Genomic DNA, 14,025 nt, shown 5'->3' with positions numbered 1-14,025 from the left:
TCTGTTGATGCCTGGACCGCCTGGGCCGGTGTCCTGCACCTCGAACCACAGCGCGGCGGCCCCGGCCAGGCCGCTGTCGTGCCCCGCCATGGCGGCGGGCCAGCTCGGGCCGGCGCGCAGCGTGACCGTGCCGACCCGGGTGAACTTCACCGCGTTGCCCAGCAGGTTGATGAGCACTTGGCGCAACTTGCCCTCGTCGCCGTGGACCATCGCGGGCAGATGGGGGTGGCGCGCCATCTTGGGGTGCAGACCCTTGGCCCGGGCGCGCAGGGCAAACAACTCCGCTAGGTCGTCCAGCAGTGCGTGCAGGTTGAAGTCCAGCGGGTTGATGGGCAGACAATCGGCCTCGATCTTGGAAAGGTCAAGAATGTCGTTGATCAGGCCCAGCAGGTGCTCGCCGCTGCGTGCGATGGTGTCGATCTGCTCGAGCTGGCGCGGGGCCAGGGTCGGGTCGTGCGCCAGGATCTGGGAAAACCCGATGACGGCGTTGAGCGGGGTGCGGATCTCATGGCTCATGTTGGCCAGGAAGGCGCTCTTGGCACGGTTGGCGGCCTCGGCGTCTTCCTTGGCCTGCGCCAGCTCAGCCGTACGGGCATCGACCAGCTCGCTGAGGTGATGGCGGTGCTGCTCCAGCTCCGCCCGCGCCCGCTTGCGTTCGGTGATGTCATGAAAGGTGCCGGTGAGCACGTCGCCTGCGTCGGTGCTCACCCGTTCGATGCAGCGCAGCTCGGCGATCGACACATCTTTGCGTCCAACGGGCGTTCCGGCCTGCTCCAAATTAGGACATCGATTCGAGGCAAGCCGGACCAGACGACCCGGCATTCGCCCACTATACTGCCCAAACATGCCCAAACATGCCCGAACCTCATCCGGTCACCGGCCTATGCCCCGTGCAACCTTGCTGCGACAACGCCTGCTGCTGCTCTTCCTGGCCGGGATGCTACTGCTGTTCTCGCCGCTAGTCATGCAGTTCGAGAGGCTCGGCCGCTGGCTCGGGGCGCCTGTGCTGTTGATTTATCTCTTCGTGACCTGGGCCGGGTTGATCGCCGTCGCGGCCTGGATCGTTTCGCGCACACGCGATTGATCCGCGCGAGAACCGGCGCAATGATCAACGGCCCGCTGATTATCGGGATCTCGTTCGCCTACCTGGGACTCCTCTTCGCGGTCGCCTACTGGGCCGATCGGCGTGCCGAGCAGGGCCGTTCGGTCATCGCGCGCCCGACGATCTATGCCCTCTCGCTCGCCGTCTATTGCACCGCCTGGACCTTCTACGGCAGCGTCGGACGCGCCACCGAGAATGGGCTGGGATTCCTGCCCATCTATTTGGGCCCCACCCTGATGGTGCTCCTGTGGGGCTCGCTCCTGCTCAAGATGGTGCGGGTCAGCAAGGCCGAGCGCATCACCTCCATCGCCGATTTCATCGCCTCACGTTACGGCAAGAGTCAACTTCTCGGCGGCCTGGTGACCATCATCGCCGTCATCGGCGTGGTTCCCTATATCGCGCTGCAGCTCAAGGCGATCGCCTGGAGCTTCACGATCCTCTCGCATTATCCGGAGGTGCGGATGCCGGTGCACGGCGACGGACCCTTCTGGGGCGATACCGCCTTCGTGGTCGCGCTGCTGCTTGCCGCCTTCACCATCCTGTTCGGCACCCGTCATCTGGATGCGAGCGAGCGCCATGAAGGACTCGTCGCGGCCATCGCCTTCGAATCCATCGTCAAGCTCGTCGCCTTTCTCGCGATGGGACTCTTCATTACCTTCGGCCTCCTCGGCCTGGGCGGGCCGGCGTTGCCGCCGATCGAGGACAGCCCGCTGCTGCTTCCGTTGCTCGAGCCGAGCATCTCGCCCTTCGCCGACTGGTTTGCCATCTCCCTGCTGGCCGGTCTGGCCGTCATTCTGCTGCCGCGCCAGTTCCAGGTTGCTGTCGTGGAGAACAGCGACGAGCGCCATCTGCGCCGCGCGATCTGGCTGTTTCCGCTCTACCTGCTGCTCATCAACCTCTTCGTGGTGCCGATCGCCATCGCGGGGCTCCTGACCTTCCCGGACAGGACGGTCAACGCCGACACCTTCATGTTGACCCTGCCGATCGCCTTCGAGCAGCCCTGGCTCGCGCTCCTGGTCTATATCGGCGGGCTCTCGGCCGCGACCGGGATGGTCATCGTCGAGACCATCGCACTCTCGACCATGGTCAGCAACGATCTGGTCCTGCCGGCACTGCTGCGCCGCTGGCGCCGCCGTCCGCCAGCCGCGGACCTTGGACGTCTGCTGCTGACCATCCGGCGCGGCGCCATCGTCGTCATCCTGCTGCTCGGTTTCCTCTACTACTGGCTGGCCGGCGAGGCCTATGCCTTGGTCGGTATCGGATTGATCAGCTTCGTCGCCGTCGCACAGTTCGCGCCCGCCGTGATCGGGGGGCTCTATTGGCGCGGCGGGACGCGCGAGGGGGCACTTGCGGGCTTGTCCGCAGGTTTTTTGCTCTGGATCTACACGCTGCTCCTGCCCTCCTTCGTCAAGTCCGGTTGGCTCCCGCCGGCATTCATGGAATCAGGCCTCGGCGGATTCGACCTCCTGGCCCCGATGGCGCTGTTCGGCCTCACCGGCTGGAACGAGATCACGCACGGTCTTTTCTGGAGCCTAACCGCCAATATCGGCGCCTTTCTCTTCGTCTCCTCGCTGCGCGCACCCAATGCGGCGGAGGCATCCCAGGCCGGGATCTTCGTCGATGCCTCGCGACGCACCGCGCTCGCGAGCGCGCCTCTATGGCGCGGGAGTGCGGAGATTACGGAGCTGATGAGACTGGCCGAGCGCTTCCTCGGATCGGCCCGTACCCGCGCGGCCTTCACGCAATACGCGCACTTGCGCGGACTGGACACGCCCGAGGCACTTCCGGCCGATGCGGAGACGGTCTACTTCGCCGAGACGCTGCTCTCGGGGGCGATCGGCGGCGCCTCGGCCCGGGTGATGGTCGCCTCGGTCACCGACGAGGAGCCGCTCGGGCTCGACGAGGTCCTAAACATCCTCGACGAGGCATCCCAGATTCGCGCCTACAGCCGCCAGCTCGAGCAGAAGTCGCAGGCGTTGGAAACCGCGACCGAGGAGCTGCGCGCGGCCAACATCCGGCTCCAGGATCTGGACCGCATGAAGGACGACTTCATCTCCTCGGTTACCCACGAGCTGCGTACCCCGCTCGCCTCCATTCGGGCCTTCTCCGAGATCCTGTTCGACGACCCCGACATCGACTTCGAGCAACGGCGCCGCTTCCTCGGCATCCTGGTCAGCGAGACCGAGCGGCTCTCGCGCCTGGTGAACCAGGTGCTCGACCTCGCCAAGATCGAGTCCGGCCACGCCGATTGGCGCACCGAGGTGGTGGAGCTTCAGACCGTCATCCACCAAGCCGTGTCGGCCACCGAGCAATATGTCGAGGAGCGCGGCTGCCGCGTCCATCTCGAGCTGCCCGGCGAATCCGCTATGGTCTGGGGCGATCGCGACCGCATCGTACAAGTGCTGGTGAACCTCCTGTCCAACGCCGCCAAGTTCGCTCCGACCGGATCGGGCGAGGTCTGGATCGGACTCTCGCCCGCCGACGCGGCCTGGCGGGTCTGTGTCGAAGACAACGGCTACGGCATCCCCGAAAGCGACCTGGAGCTGGTCTTCGAGAAGTTTCACCAAACCGCGCGGGGCGGCTCTAAGCCCGGCGGGACCGGACTGGGTTTGCCCATCAGCCGTCGAATCATCGACAATCTGGGCGGCCGCATCTGGGCGGAGGGCGCGCCCGGAAAAGGTGCTACCCTTTGCTTCGAGCTGCCCGCCCATCCGGGGAACCCAACGGACCGAAGGCCTGACCATGAGCCTGACCATGAATAAGCGGATCCTGATCGTCGACGACGAGCCCAATATCGTCATCTCGCTCGAATTTCTGATGATGCGCGAGGGACACGAGGTCCGCGTGGCGCGCGACGGCGAGGCCGGCCTGGCCGCCGTGCGGACGCATCGCCCGGACCTAGTGGTGCTCGATGTCATGATGCCCAAGCTCGACGGCTTCGCCGTCCTCGAAGCGGTGCGCGCCGATCCCGGGCTGGCCGGAACACGGATCCTGATGCTGACGGCAAAGGGGCGCGAGGCGGAGCAGAACAAGGGCCTCGCCCTCGGTGCCGACGCCTACATGTCCAAACCCTTCTCGACCCGTGACCTGGTCGACAAGGTCAAGGAACTGCTCGAACGCACCTGACGCCGACGGAGCAACCGCATGTCCGAGACCGAGCACCCGGTGAACGACGCGTCTGATCTCGTGGCCGTCGGTGGAACCGACCAAGGCCTGCTGCGCAGCTTGGCGCGGCGACAGCCGTTGATCGTCGGCCCGGCGACCAGCCTGCGCGAGACCCTCTATCATTTCAGCCAGGATCACCTGGACGCCGCCGTCGTCTGCGACCCGGCGAGCGGATTGCCGCTGGGCCTAATCCGACTGCGCGACATGCTGCATGTGATCGGCTTCGAGGGCGGCGGGCTCGACGATCCGGTCGCCGTCCACATGATCGGCGCTCCACTCACGCTCACCGCGGACGCACCCGCGCATCGCGCACGGGTCATGATGGCCAAGCGCGGTGCCGAGCATCTGCTCCTGACCGAGCATGACGGGCGTCTCTTCGGTCTGGTCAACCAGGCCGACCTGCTGGGGCTGCGCGCCGGCGGGGCGGAGACCCTGATCGCCGCCATCAAGGCCGCTCGCGACGTCGAGGCCATGGCGCTCGCCGCCGATCGGGTGCGGCGGCGCGGCGAGGAGCTCTTCCACTCGGGGATGGGCGTGGAGACACTCTGCTACTGGATGTCCGGTCTCAACGACCTGATCGCCATGCGGGTCATCGAGCTGATCGAGGACGAGTTCGATCTCCCCGCCGTGCCCTGGTGCTGGATGGCCTTCGGATCGGAGGGTCGCCTGGAGCAGACCTTCTCGACCGATCAGGACAACGGACTGCTCTTCGTGCCGCCGGACCCGGACAGCAGCGAGTCGGTCCGTCAGGCCTTCCTGCCGTTCGCCCGAGCGGTCAACCAGGCGCTGCATTTCTGCGGCTTCGAGCGCTGTCGCGGCAACATCATGGCCGGCAACCCCGACTGGTGTCTGAGCGCGGACGAGTGGCGTAAGCACTTCCAAACCTGGCTGCGCGAGCCCGAGCCCCAAGCCCTGCTCAACGCGGTCATCTTCTTCGATTTCCGCCCGCTCTACGGCAACGACGAGCCGGTCGACCGGCTGCGCGACTGGCTGAGCCGAACCGCGCCCGAGCAGACGCGCTTCTTCCACTGTCTCGCCGAGCAGGCACTCGGCGTCGCCCCGCCGCTCGGCTGGGCCGGGCAATTCGCCTTCGATCGTAACCGCGACTTCCCGCACACCATCGATCTCAAGACCCAGGGCGCACGCTTCTTCATGGACGCCGGCCGACTTTGGGCACTCAAGCACAGCATCTGGGCAACCAGCACCGCCGAGCGTCTGCGCCTCGCCGGTGCTGCAAAACGACGCGACCCGGAGGAGATCGCCGCCGAGATCGAGTCCTTCCACCTGATCCAGCGGTTCCGCATCCACCAACAGCTCACGACCAAAGACCCGGAGGCGGTCAACCGTGTCGATCCCGACGACCTCAACGAGCTGCATCGATTGATGCTCAAGGAAGCCTTCAAGCAGGCCAAGAAGCTACAGGCACGGATGAAACAGGAATTCGCCCTGTAGGTTGTACTGACGATAGGAAGCACAACACCGCCGATGGTGGGTTGTGCCTCGCTACCGCTCGGCACAACCTACGCGATGAGGGTTGCGGCGAAGACGACGGCGAGGAGGAGCACCGTCTCGGTGATCTCGACGAGGGCACCGGCAGTATCTCCGGTGAACCCGGCGATCCGGCGCATCATGGTTCGGCGGGACAGCCCAAAGACGGCCAGGGTCATTGCGCAGAGCGCGAACCCGATCCAACCGGCGATCGAGACGCAGGCAATCCCCGCGACCAGGGTTGCCGCCCAAGCCGCGCGACGCGGCAGTTGCGCCATCTGCTCGGAGGCCATCCCCCGGTCACGGGCATAGGGTGTGGTCAGCATCAAGAGCGGCAATTGCGCCCGTGCCAGCAGCGGAATCAGGAGCAAGATCCAGGCGGAGCCGCTTGCAATCAGGGCCTGGAGCCCGGCCCATTTCGCGATCAGCACAAGCCCGATCGCGGTCACCGCGGCGGGTCCGCAGCGCGGGTCCTTCATAATCTCCAGGGTCCGCTCGCGGCTCGCGATCCCGCCGACCCAGGCGTCGGCGCTGTCGGCCAGACCGTCCAAGTGCAACGCACCGGTGGACCAGACCCAGAGGATCAAGACCAAGGCTGCAGCAACGCCCGGATCCACGGACGCGAGCGGGGTCGCGGCTAAGGCCATCAACACCCCCAACAGCACACCGATCGCGGGATACCAAGGCACCGACAGGCCCGAGAGTCGGGGCTCGAAGGGGCTCGGCTCGGGAAAGGGCAGACGCGTCAGAAGACGTCCGGCAAGCCAGAGCGGACGCAGGTCCACTCAGGGAGGCCCGTGGCACATGAGACTGGGTCGCCCAGGAGACTCCGGCACGCGCAGGCGGGAAAGACAGGCCGGAGGGACCTCGATGAGGAGCGATGCCTCGGGCGGCATCCGCAGCACCTCGGCGAGAACGACCCGGATCACGCCGCCGTGGGTGACGGCCAGGGTGAAGGGCTCACCCGCATCGCACACCTGGCCCCAGACCGCCCTGACCCGCTCGCGAAAGACCTCGAACGGCTCGCCGCCGGGCGGTGCGTAGCCGACCGGATCATCCCAGAAGCGGGTCAGCTCTGCGGCCGGGATCTGGTAAGCGGCCAGTCCCTCCCAGGCACCGAAGCCGCGCTCGCGCAGACCGGGCAAGATCGCTAAGGGGAGTTTGTGGCGCTCGGCGAGGCGCTGCGCGAACGCGCTGCAACGCCGCGACGGCGAGGAGACGACCCGCGTCCAATCCGGATTCGCGGCGGTCGCACGTGTCATCTGATCCCAGCCTTCGGCACTCAGCGGGTCGTCATGTCCGCCCCGAAAGCGCGCGCCGCCCTGCGCCTCGCCGTGACGCAGCAAATCCACGAAGCAGTCCTGCATCAGGCCTCGCTCACCCCGGCATCGCCGAAGGTCGCCATCTGCTGATGCAGCGTACAGGCCAGGCGCAACAGGGGCACGGCGACGGCGGCACCGCTGGCTTCACCGAGTCGCAGGCCCAGATCGAGCAGCGGATCGGCATCCAACGCGGCCGTGATACGCCGATGTCCGGGTTCCGCGGAGCCGTGCGAGAACAACAGCCAATCGCGCACCTCGGGCTGAAGGCGCACGGCGGCGAGCGCCGATGCGCTTACGACGAAGCCGTCGACCAGCACCGGGAGTCCGCGCTGGGCGGCCGTGATGAAGGCACCGACCATCGCGGCAAGCTCGAAACCGGAGAGGCGAGCCATCAGCTCCAACGGGGTGCGATCGGGTGTGACATGACGTGCCAGGGCCATGCTGATGACCTCGGCCTTGCGCGCGACCCCGGGCTCATCCAGCCCGGTGCCGGGCCCGACGAGCGCACCGGCCGGCAGATCCAGCAGCGCACAGGCCAAGGCCGTCGCCGGGGTGGTGTTGGCGATCCCCATCTCGCCGCATATCAACAATCGCGCCCCGCTGTCCACCGCACGCTCGGCCGCGGCGCGGCCGGCATTCATGGCTGCGGCGAGTTGCTCGTCGGTCATGGCCGGCTCCCGCGCGATGTTGCCGGTCCCCGCACCGATCCGCTCGGGGCGCATGTTCGGGATCGGCCCCGGATCTTCGACCGTCCCGAGATCCGTGATCTCCATGCGCGCATCCAGTGCACGGGCGAGCACCGAGATCGCGGCACCGCCACCGGCGATGTTGCGCACCATCTGGTTGGTCACGGCCTGCGGGAAGGCAGAGACACCCTCGGCCGCAACCCCGTGATCGGCCGCGAACAGCAGGATCTGCACCGGATCGGGCGACGGGGTGGGGGTGCCCTGCAATCCGGCGAGCCGGATCGCGATCTCTTCGAGTCGGCCCAGCGAGCCGCGCGGTTTGGTGAGCTGATCCTGCCGGCGCCGCGCCGCATCGGCGGCCATGGCATCGATCGGTAGACAGGGTTGGCTGATCCAGCGTAGACCTTCAATCATGCCGCTTCTCCTTTGAGCACGAGGGGCAGACCGGCGACGGTCAGGATGACCCGGTCGCAGCGAGCAGCCAGATCCTGGTGCAGCACGCCGGCCAGGTCGCAGAACCGACGCGAGAGCGCGCCGAGCGGGACCACGCCCATGCTTGTCTCGTTGCCGACCATGATGAGGCGCCCGGGCGCCCGTGAAACGACATCGAGCAGTGCCCGGGTCTGATCGTGCAGACCCGATTCATCCGTTGTCATAAGCCAGTTCGTCAACCAGAGTGTAAGACAGTCGACCAGGATGCACCGATCGGGCGCACATTCGCGCTCCAGCACCTCGGCCAACAAGAGCGGTTCTTCGACGAGCCCCCAGTCGCGCGGGCGACGTTCGCGATGCCCGGCAATCCGCCGGGTCATCTCGGCATCCCCCGCCCGGGCGGTCGCCACATAGACGACCGGCAGTGCGCTTTCGATGGCCAGACGCTCGGCCAATCGGCTCTTGCCCGAACGCACGCCCCCCAAGATCAGGGTGCGTGCGCCGGCATCACCCTCGCCCCCGTTGCAGCAAGGTCCGGACCGGTCATCCATGCTTAAACCGCGCCCCGTGCAGTATGCATCATGTGTTGGATGGCTTGGCCGCGCCGGCTCCGACGACTGTCGGAGCCGGCGCGGTTTAAAGGATTAAACATCTTAAATTCTAAACCGCGTCTCACTGGGATCAAGGAGATCTCCGAAGGTCAACGAACAACGAAAACGACGCATGTCGCTCTGGACGCGGTTTAGAGCTCGACCCCTTTCTGCGCCATGATGCCGGCATCGAAGGCATGCTTGAGCGGGCGCATCTCGGTGACTGTGTCGGCGATCTCGATCAGCTCCGCGGGCGCCGCACGACCGGTCACGACCGCATGCTGATGGATGGGACGGTTCTGCAGGGCATCGAGAACCGCATCGAGCGGGACCAGGCGGAGCTTGAGCGCGATGTTGAGCTCGTCCATCACCACCATGCCGAAGGCCGGATCGGCAAGAAAAGCGGCGGCCTTCTCCCAAGCCGCCGTCGCCGCGCGCCGATCCGCCTCGGCATCCTGCGTCTCCCAGGTAAAGCCCTCGCCCATCACGTGATACTCAAGCTCCGGGAAGCGCCTGAAGAAGGCCTCCTCCCCGGTCGCAAAACTACCCTTGATGAACTGGACCACGGCGACCTTCATACCGTGGCCCATCGCACGGGCGACCATCCCGAAGGCCGAGGAGCTCTTGCCCTTGCCGTTGCCGGTGTTGACGACCAGGACACCGCAGTCCTGGTCGGCCCGGGCGATGCGGGCATCCACCAGCTCCTTCTGGCGCTGCATGCGCCGGCGATGGCGATCCTGTGCGCTCTCGTCGGTCATTGCGGACGTGCACGCTCGGAGCGAGCACCGGAGACGGCGCGCGCGAGTGTCAGATGAACGACCGCCGCCAGGCTGACATAGACCATCAGGTGCAGCAGGGTCGCGGGCATGTAGGTCGCGAAGCGTCCGAGCAGCTCAAGCGCGCTCAGATCGGCAAAGCGACCGGAGAAGAGATAGAAGCCGCCGCTGGCGAAGACCTCGGACAGGACACCGCCGACGAGCAGCGCGCCGAAGAGCACGGGCAGGCTTCCCTTCGTCAACTCAAGACGACCGGCGGACCAGCGCCCCATCCCCCAGACCACGCCATAGGCCGGAACCAACATCCAATAGGCCGGGGTCATGCAGTAGCCGCTGACGCCGCCCCAGCCGATGGCGGTTAGATCGATGAAGGTCGCCAAACCGAACAGGGCCGGGAAGCCCCAAATCGAGCGCAGGTATAAACCAGCCAAGAAGAAGACGGCCAACGAGGCATCCGGAAGATGATGCGCCAGCGGGGCGAACTGCTGGCCGCGGGTCGCCGCCATGAGCCCGGCCAAGGCAAGGCCGATCAGGATACGGCTACGAGAATCGGTAATAAGGGTCATGAGTTCGAGTCTCCTGGTCGCGTCGCCGGGGCGACGATGTGGTGTTGCTTTGGTCCCGTGCGGTCATTGTAGGTGGTCGCACGGGGGGGCGAAAGCGGTTGGGTTGGGGGGGGTATCAGCTATCAGCTATCAGCTATCAGCCTTCAGCTCCGATGTCTGTTCCTGTTTTCGGTTTGGACGCCACCGGCCGAGAAGCCGGACGGGAGCGACGACAATTGCCTGCCCTCGAATGGCCGATCGCTGATGGCCGATGGCTGATAGCTGATAGCTGATAGCTGATAGCTGATAGCTGACGGCTGACGGCTGACGGCTGACGGCTAACGGCTAACAGCTAACGGCAATCTCAAGGCTCATATCTCAAGGTCAGGTAAAACGCCCTCCCCGGCTGGTTGAACAGATACGCGGTCTGGTAGTCCTCGTCGAGTGCGTTCTCCAGTCGCCCCTGAATCCGCACCGCGGGTGTGAGGGCATACTCGGCACGCAGACCCAGCAGGGTGTAGCCGTCCAGACGCTCGTTGTTGGCCAGGTCGTCGAAGCTCCGCCCGGCGAGATAGAGACTAAGACCAGCCGACCAGCGCTCGAACTGACGATCGAGGTCGAGCTGGAGCATCTGCTCGGGTCGTCGCGGCAACAGATTACCCTGATTCGGGCCGTCCGAGCGATTTTCAGGATCCAATAGGGTGAGACTCGCGCCGAGATCCCACTCCTGGATTCGGACGATCCCGGACGCCTCGAACCCGCGGATACGGGCCGAGGCGATGTTGGCCGGAGCGAGGGTGACCGCATCGAAGGTGATCAAGTCGTCGATGTCGGTCTCGTAGAGACTCAGCTCCCAGCGACCGAGCGGGAGCGTTCCGGTCAAACCCAGCTCGACACTGGCTGACTCCTCGGGGGACAGATTCGGGTTGCCGAAGCCGGGATAGTAGAGGTCGTTGAAGGTCGGCGCCTTGAAGGCGGTACCGTAAGAGAGCGACACGCGAATCCCCCGATCGAAGAGATAGCCCCAAGCAAGGTTGCCGGTGGTCTGTCCACCGAACTGCTGGTAGTCGTCGTATCGGAGGCTGGCCGCAAGCTCGTTCGCGCCGATGGAGCCGAGATACTGTCCGTAGACGCCCGTGTTGCTGCGCGAGTCGTCCCTGTAGTCCACCGTGCCCGAGATCCGGTCGACCTGGTAGTCCAGACCCAAGGTGAAGAGTTGATCCGGGATCAAGGCGAGATCGTTCTGGATCCCGAAGCTGTCGCGCTCGGTCTCGAAGCTGTCGACGAAGCGCTCCGGGACGAAGGCGTCCGCATAGAACGCCCGATAGCTGTCCTGACTCCGACCGGCCGAAAGGATCAATGTCCAGGGATCGAGTGGACGCAAGGTGCCTTCCACACCGAAGACCTGCTGATCGGAGCGCGAGAGGTTCCCCGAAAAGATGGAGCCGTCGAAATCGGTTCGGTTTTCGGAGGTCAGGAGACTGAAGTCGACCGCGGCCCTGTCGCTGAATTCATAACCGGCACGCGCACTCACGCCCAGGTTGCGGTAGCCGTCGCGATCCGGCTCGTCCACGCCGCAGCCGGCGAAGGGGAAGGCGCGGCCGTCGCAGGCGTTGATCCCGTCGGTCTGCTCCATGTTGGCACCGAGGTCGAACCAGCCACGCTCGCCGCCGCCCGAGATGCCGCCCGCGATGCTCGCGGTATCGAAGCTCCCCGCACCGACGCTGAAGCGCGGTCGCAGATCTCCGCCGCCGCGGCGCGTGAAGATCTGGATCACGCCGCCGATCGCCTCGGAGCCGTAGAGACTTGAGCGCGGTCCACGCACGACCTCGATACGCTCGATCTGAGCGATCGGCAAATCCTGCAACGGAGCGTTCCCGAGGGTCGCCGAACCCACTTTCACGCCGTCGATCAGGACCAGCACATGGCCGGCATTGGTCCCGCGCAGAAAGATCGACGCGGGCTGACCCGCCCCGCCGCTGCCCGAAATCGAGACGCCGGGGAGGCCCCGCAGCGCATCCGGAACCGAGCGAAACTGACGACGCTCGATCTCCTCGCGATCGATGACGCTGACGGAGGCCAGGGTTCGATCTTCGGACTCGGGCGTTCGCGTTGCAGTCACCACAAGTGGATCAAGAATCAGGGTCTGCGTGTCCGCGTACACAGGCAGGCCGAGCGACAGCGACACGACCGCCGCCATAAGAGGAAATCTCATCGACAAACTCCAACAAAGGCCCGAGCGCACCCGCATGGGCCAGCAGAAGAATGGGTCGAGAGATGACGAACGGACGAGAGCGGAGCCGCAGGCAAACGACGGGGCCGGCATCCCGGCCGGTCGCCCCGCGCGACCCCGGTTCGAGGCTCCATTCAATTGCTCGAAGACGACGAGGGCCGAAGACAGGCCGGCCCTCGTACGCACGCGAGACACATCGAAACGGTCCTCGATCATCCGGCCGGTCTCCGGGCTTACGAGCGGGGTCGGACCCCGGACGCGGCGCCTTCCCGTGATGACTCACAGTGGCATTTCGCCGCGTCTTGACTCGTCTACCGTTGCGGGGGCAGCGTCGGCGTTGCGGCACCCGAAGGGTCCGCGCACCGACTTCCCGTTTAACCTCGAGGGAAGAATGCCTCGAGGCACCGAAAGATCAGCTACCGAGCCTAAGGTTTTCTCGATCGACACGTCAATCCGCGCGCCACTTGTCCGAGCCCGTTCTCTGACCTGGATCAATAGATGCTAACGCAGTCCAGCGACCGGGGATGGTGCCGATCAGAAGATGGTGCTGATCAGATAGGACGTATAGGCGACGAAACAGCCGAACAGCAGCAGCCCCTCGAGCCGATTGATCCGGCCCGGACCACGGAATCCGTAGCCGATTACGAACAATGACAGGGTCAAGGCGCCCATGATCATCATGTCTCGCGAGAGCACCTCCGGCGGCAACGTCATTGGATGGATGGCTCCCGCGATACCGACAACCGCCAAGGTATTGAAGAGGTTGGAGCCGATCACGTTCCCCACCGCCAAGTCGTGCTCGCCCTTGCGAACGGCGATAAGCGATGAGGCCAGCTCGGGCAACGAGGTCCCGATCGCCACGATGGTCAGACCGATGACGAGATCGCTCACACCCAACCCGTGGGCAATCTCGACCGCTCCCCAGACCAGGATGCGCGAGCTGATGATCAGGAACACCAGCCCGACGGCCAACCAGGTCAAGGCGCGGGGCAGCGGTATGGGATGGGCATCGAGCGACTCGACCACCTCTCCGGCCAGCGCATCGGAGCGCTGACGCAGGCCCTCTCGGATCGACCAACCCATCAGAACCGCAAAGACGATCAGAAAAGACCAGGCGTCCATGCGTGTCAGCTCACCGTCCCAGAGCATAACGATGGCGAAGACGGTCACGGCCGTCAGGATCGGCAGCTCCTTGCGCAAGACGCTCGAATGCACCGCGATCGGGCTGATCAGCGCCGTCAGACCCAGAATCAGGGCAATATTCGTGATGTTCGATCCGTAGGCATTGCCCAACGCCAGCCCCGGATTCCCCTGAGACGCCGAGATGGCGGAAACCACCATCTCGGGCGCCGAGGTACCGAAGCCGATGATGACCATGCCGATCAAGAGCGGCGGCATGCCCAAGTGGCGGGCAGTCGCGGCAGCCCCGTCGACGAAGCGATCGGCGCTCCAAACCAGCAGGGCCAAACCAAAGATGACAGCAAGTATCGGCAGAGCCATAGAGATCGGGACGCCTCGTCGCGAGAACCCGGATTGAAGGGGACCGCATTCTATCAGCACCGATCGTCTCGGACGCAGCCTCGGGCAGCCGAAAGAGGGGGCGGGCTCCAAACCGCTTAGGGTTTCACCTGGAGTCCTTAGTCAAACTCTGCCTGCGACCGCCAAGACCGTCATTCATGCGCAGCG

At 65.5% G+C, this 14,025-nt stretch carries 12 protein-coding genes, 1 pseudogene and 1 riboswitch; of the genes and pseudogenes, 4 read left to right on the top strand and 9 right to left on the bottom strand.

The genetic code is table 11. The annotated features are described in order from the left end of the window. Positions 1 to 354: 354 nt before the first annotated feature. Positions 355 to 822, bottom strand: a pseudogene (locus tag AADX97_RS14470) (histidine kinase dimerization/phospho-acceptor domain-containing protein); the annotation flags it as partial. Between the two features lie 61 nt (positions 823 to 883). On the opposite strand from AADX97_RS14470, the gene AADX97_RS14465 reads away from it, so the two are divergent. Genes AADX97_RS14465 through AADX97_RS14450 form a run of 4 tightly spaced genes read left to right on the top strand, consistent with a single transcriptional unit; the run spans position 884 to position 5,719 of the window. Continuing rightward, positions 884 to 1,084 carry a hypothetical protein gene (locus tag AADX97_RS14465; protein ID WP_374234038.1) on the top strand — a complete coding sequence of 67 codons (201 nt, stop codon included), beginning with the start codon at positions 884 to 886 and terminating at the stop codon, positions 1,082 to 1,084. A 20-nt stretch (positions 1,085 to 1,104) separates the two neighbouring features. Beyond that, positions 1,105 to 3,864 (top strand): ATP-binding protein, encoded by a 2,760-nt coding sequence (locus tag AADX97_RS14460; protein ID WP_374234037.1) that lies wholly within the window; start codon positions 1,105 to 1,107, stop codon positions 3,862 to 3,864. After that, entirely contained in the window at positions 3,857 to 4,228 is a 372-nt protein-coding gene (locus AADX97_RS14455; protein WP_213456541.1) for a response regulator transcription factor, read from the top strand. Before AADX97_RS14460 ends, AADX97_RS14455 begins: the two co-directional genes overlap by 8 nt. Positions 4,229 to 4,246: 18 nt before the next feature. Next, on the top strand, positions 4,247 to 5,719 hold the full coding sequence (locus AADX97_RS14450) for a DUF294 nucleotidyltransferase-like domain-containing protein (protein WP_374234035.1): 1,473 nt from the start codon (positions 4,247 to 4,249) through the stop codon (positions 5,717 to 5,719). A 68-nt stretch (positions 5,720 to 5,787) separates the two neighbouring features. Here the strand turns inward: AADX97_RS14450 and AADX97_RS14445 are convergent, their stop codons facing one another. From AADX97_RS14445 to AADX97_RS14410, 8 genes are all read right to left on the bottom strand, one after another. After that, a complete protein-coding gene (locus AADX97_RS14445) occupies positions 5,788 to 6,540 on the bottom strand; it encodes an adenosylcobinamide-GDP ribazoletransferase (RefSeq protein ID WP_374234034.1) in 753 nt (250 codons plus the stop codon). Further along, positions 6,541 to 7,122 carry a histidine phosphatase family protein gene (locus AADX97_RS14440; protein ID WP_374234033.1) on the bottom strand — a complete coding sequence of 194 codons (582 nt, stop codon included), beginning with the start codon at positions 7,120 to 7,122 and terminating at the stop codon, positions 6,541 to 6,543. Then, on the bottom strand, positions 7,122 to 8,177 hold the full coding sequence (cobT, locus tag AADX97_RS14435; protein ID WP_374234032.1) for a nicotinate-nucleotide--dimethylbenzimidazole phosphoribosyltransferase: 1,056 nt from the start codon (positions 8,175 to 8,177) through the stop codon (positions 7,122 to 7,124). Before cobT ends, AADX97_RS14440 begins: the two co-directional genes overlap by 1 nt. Beyond that, positions 8,174 to 8,746 (bottom strand): bifunctional adenosylcobinamide kinase/adenosylcobinamide-phosphate guanylyltransferase, encoded by a 573-nt coding sequence (gene cobU, locus AADX97_RS14430; protein WP_374234031.1) that lies wholly within the window; start codon positions 8,744 to 8,746, stop codon positions 8,174 to 8,176. Before cobU ends, cobT begins: the two co-directional genes overlap by 4 nt. A gap of 191 nt (positions 8,747 to 8,937) precedes the next feature. Beyond that, on the bottom strand, positions 8,938 to 9,543 hold the full coding sequence (gene cobO / locus AADX97_RS14425; RefSeq protein WP_374234030.1) for a cob(I)yrinic acid a,c-diamide adenosyltransferase: 606 nt from the start codon (positions 9,541 to 9,543) through the stop codon (positions 8,938 to 8,940). Further along, positions 9,540 to 10,127: a hypothetical protein gene (locus tag AADX97_RS14420; protein ID WP_374234028.1), complete on the bottom strand. Its 588-nt coding sequence runs from the start codon at positions 10,125 to 10,127 to the stop codon at positions 9,540 to 9,542. The genes cobO and AADX97_RS14420 overlap by 4 nt, the downstream gene beginning before the upstream one ends. 343 nt (positions 10,128 to 10,470) lie before the next feature. Then, the gene (gene btuB / locus AADX97_RS14415) at positions 10,471 to 12,321 is read right to left on the bottom strand and encodes a TonB-dependent vitamin B12 receptor (RefSeq protein WP_374234027.1); all 1,851 of its coding nucleotides are present in this window, start codon (positions 12,319 to 12,321) and stop codon (positions 10,471 to 10,473) included. 218 nt (positions 12,322 to 12,539) lie between these two features. Then, positions 12,540 to 12,763: riboswitch (cobalamin riboswitch) on the bottom strand. Positions 12,764 to 12,873: 110 nt separating this feature from the next. After that, positions 12,874 to 13,839, bottom strand: a complete 966-nt coding sequence (locus tag AADX97_RS14410; RefSeq protein WP_374234026.1) for a calcium/sodium antiporter — start codon at positions 13,837 to 13,839, stop codon at positions 12,874 to 12,876. Positions 13,840 to 14,025 lie beyond the last annotated feature (186 nt).

Origin of the sequence: Thiocapsa sp. C2-2m, assembly GCF_041903745.1 — a bacterium.
Taxonomy (GTDB): domain Bacteria; phylum Pseudomonadota; class Gammaproteobacteria; order Chromatiales; family Chromatiaceae; genus Thiocapsa; species Thiocapsa roseilacustris.
Note: the sequence above shows the minus strand (reverse complement) of the source record. Positions and strands in the feature narration are given on the sequence as shown.

Excerpts from the sequence above, each read along its gene's own strand:
- AADX97_RS14460 (WP_374234037.1), top strand. The coding sequence starts at position 1,105 with ATGATCAACGGCCCGCTGATTATCGGGATCTCGTTCGCCTACCTGGGA.
- cobO (WP_374234030.1), bottom strand. The coding sequence starts at position 9,543 with ATGACCGACGAGAGCGCACAGGATCGCCATCGCCGGCGCATGCAGCGC.
- cobU (WP_374234031.1), bottom strand. The coding sequence starts at position 8,746 with ATGGATGACCGGTCCGGACCTTGCTGCAACGGGGGCGAGGGTGATGCC.
- btuB (WP_374234027.1), bottom strand. The coding sequence starts at position 12,321 with ATGAGATTTCCTCTTATGGCGGCGGTCGTGTCGCTGTCGCTCGGCCTG.
- AADX97_RS14465 (WP_374234038.1), top strand. The coding sequence starts at position 884 with ATGCCCCGTGCAACCTTGCTGCGACAACGCCTGCTGCTGCTCTTCCTG.
- AADX97_RS14450 (WP_374234035.1), top strand. The coding sequence starts at position 4,247 with ATGTCCGAGACCGAGCACCCGGTGAACGACGCGTCTGATCTCGTGGCC.
- AADX97_RS14420 (WP_374234028.1), bottom strand. The coding sequence starts at position 10,127 with ATGACCCTTATTACCGATTCTCGTAGCCGTATCCTGATCGGCCTTGCC.
- AADX97_RS14440 (WP_374234033.1), bottom strand. The coding sequence starts at position 7,122 with ATGCAGGACTGCTTCGTGGATTTGCTGCGTCACGGCGAGGCGCAGGGC.
- cobT (WP_374234032.1), bottom strand. The coding sequence starts at position 8,177 with ATGATTGAAGGTCTACGCTGGATCAGCCAACCCTGTCTACCGATCGAT.
- AADX97_RS14410 (WP_374234026.1), bottom strand. The coding sequence starts at position 13,839 with ATGGCTCTGCCGATACTTGCTGTCATCTTTGGTTTGGCCCTGCTGGTT.
- AADX97_RS14455 (WP_213456541.1), top strand. The coding sequence starts at position 3,857 with ATGAATAAGCGGATCCTGATCGTCGACGACGAGCCCAATATCGTCATC.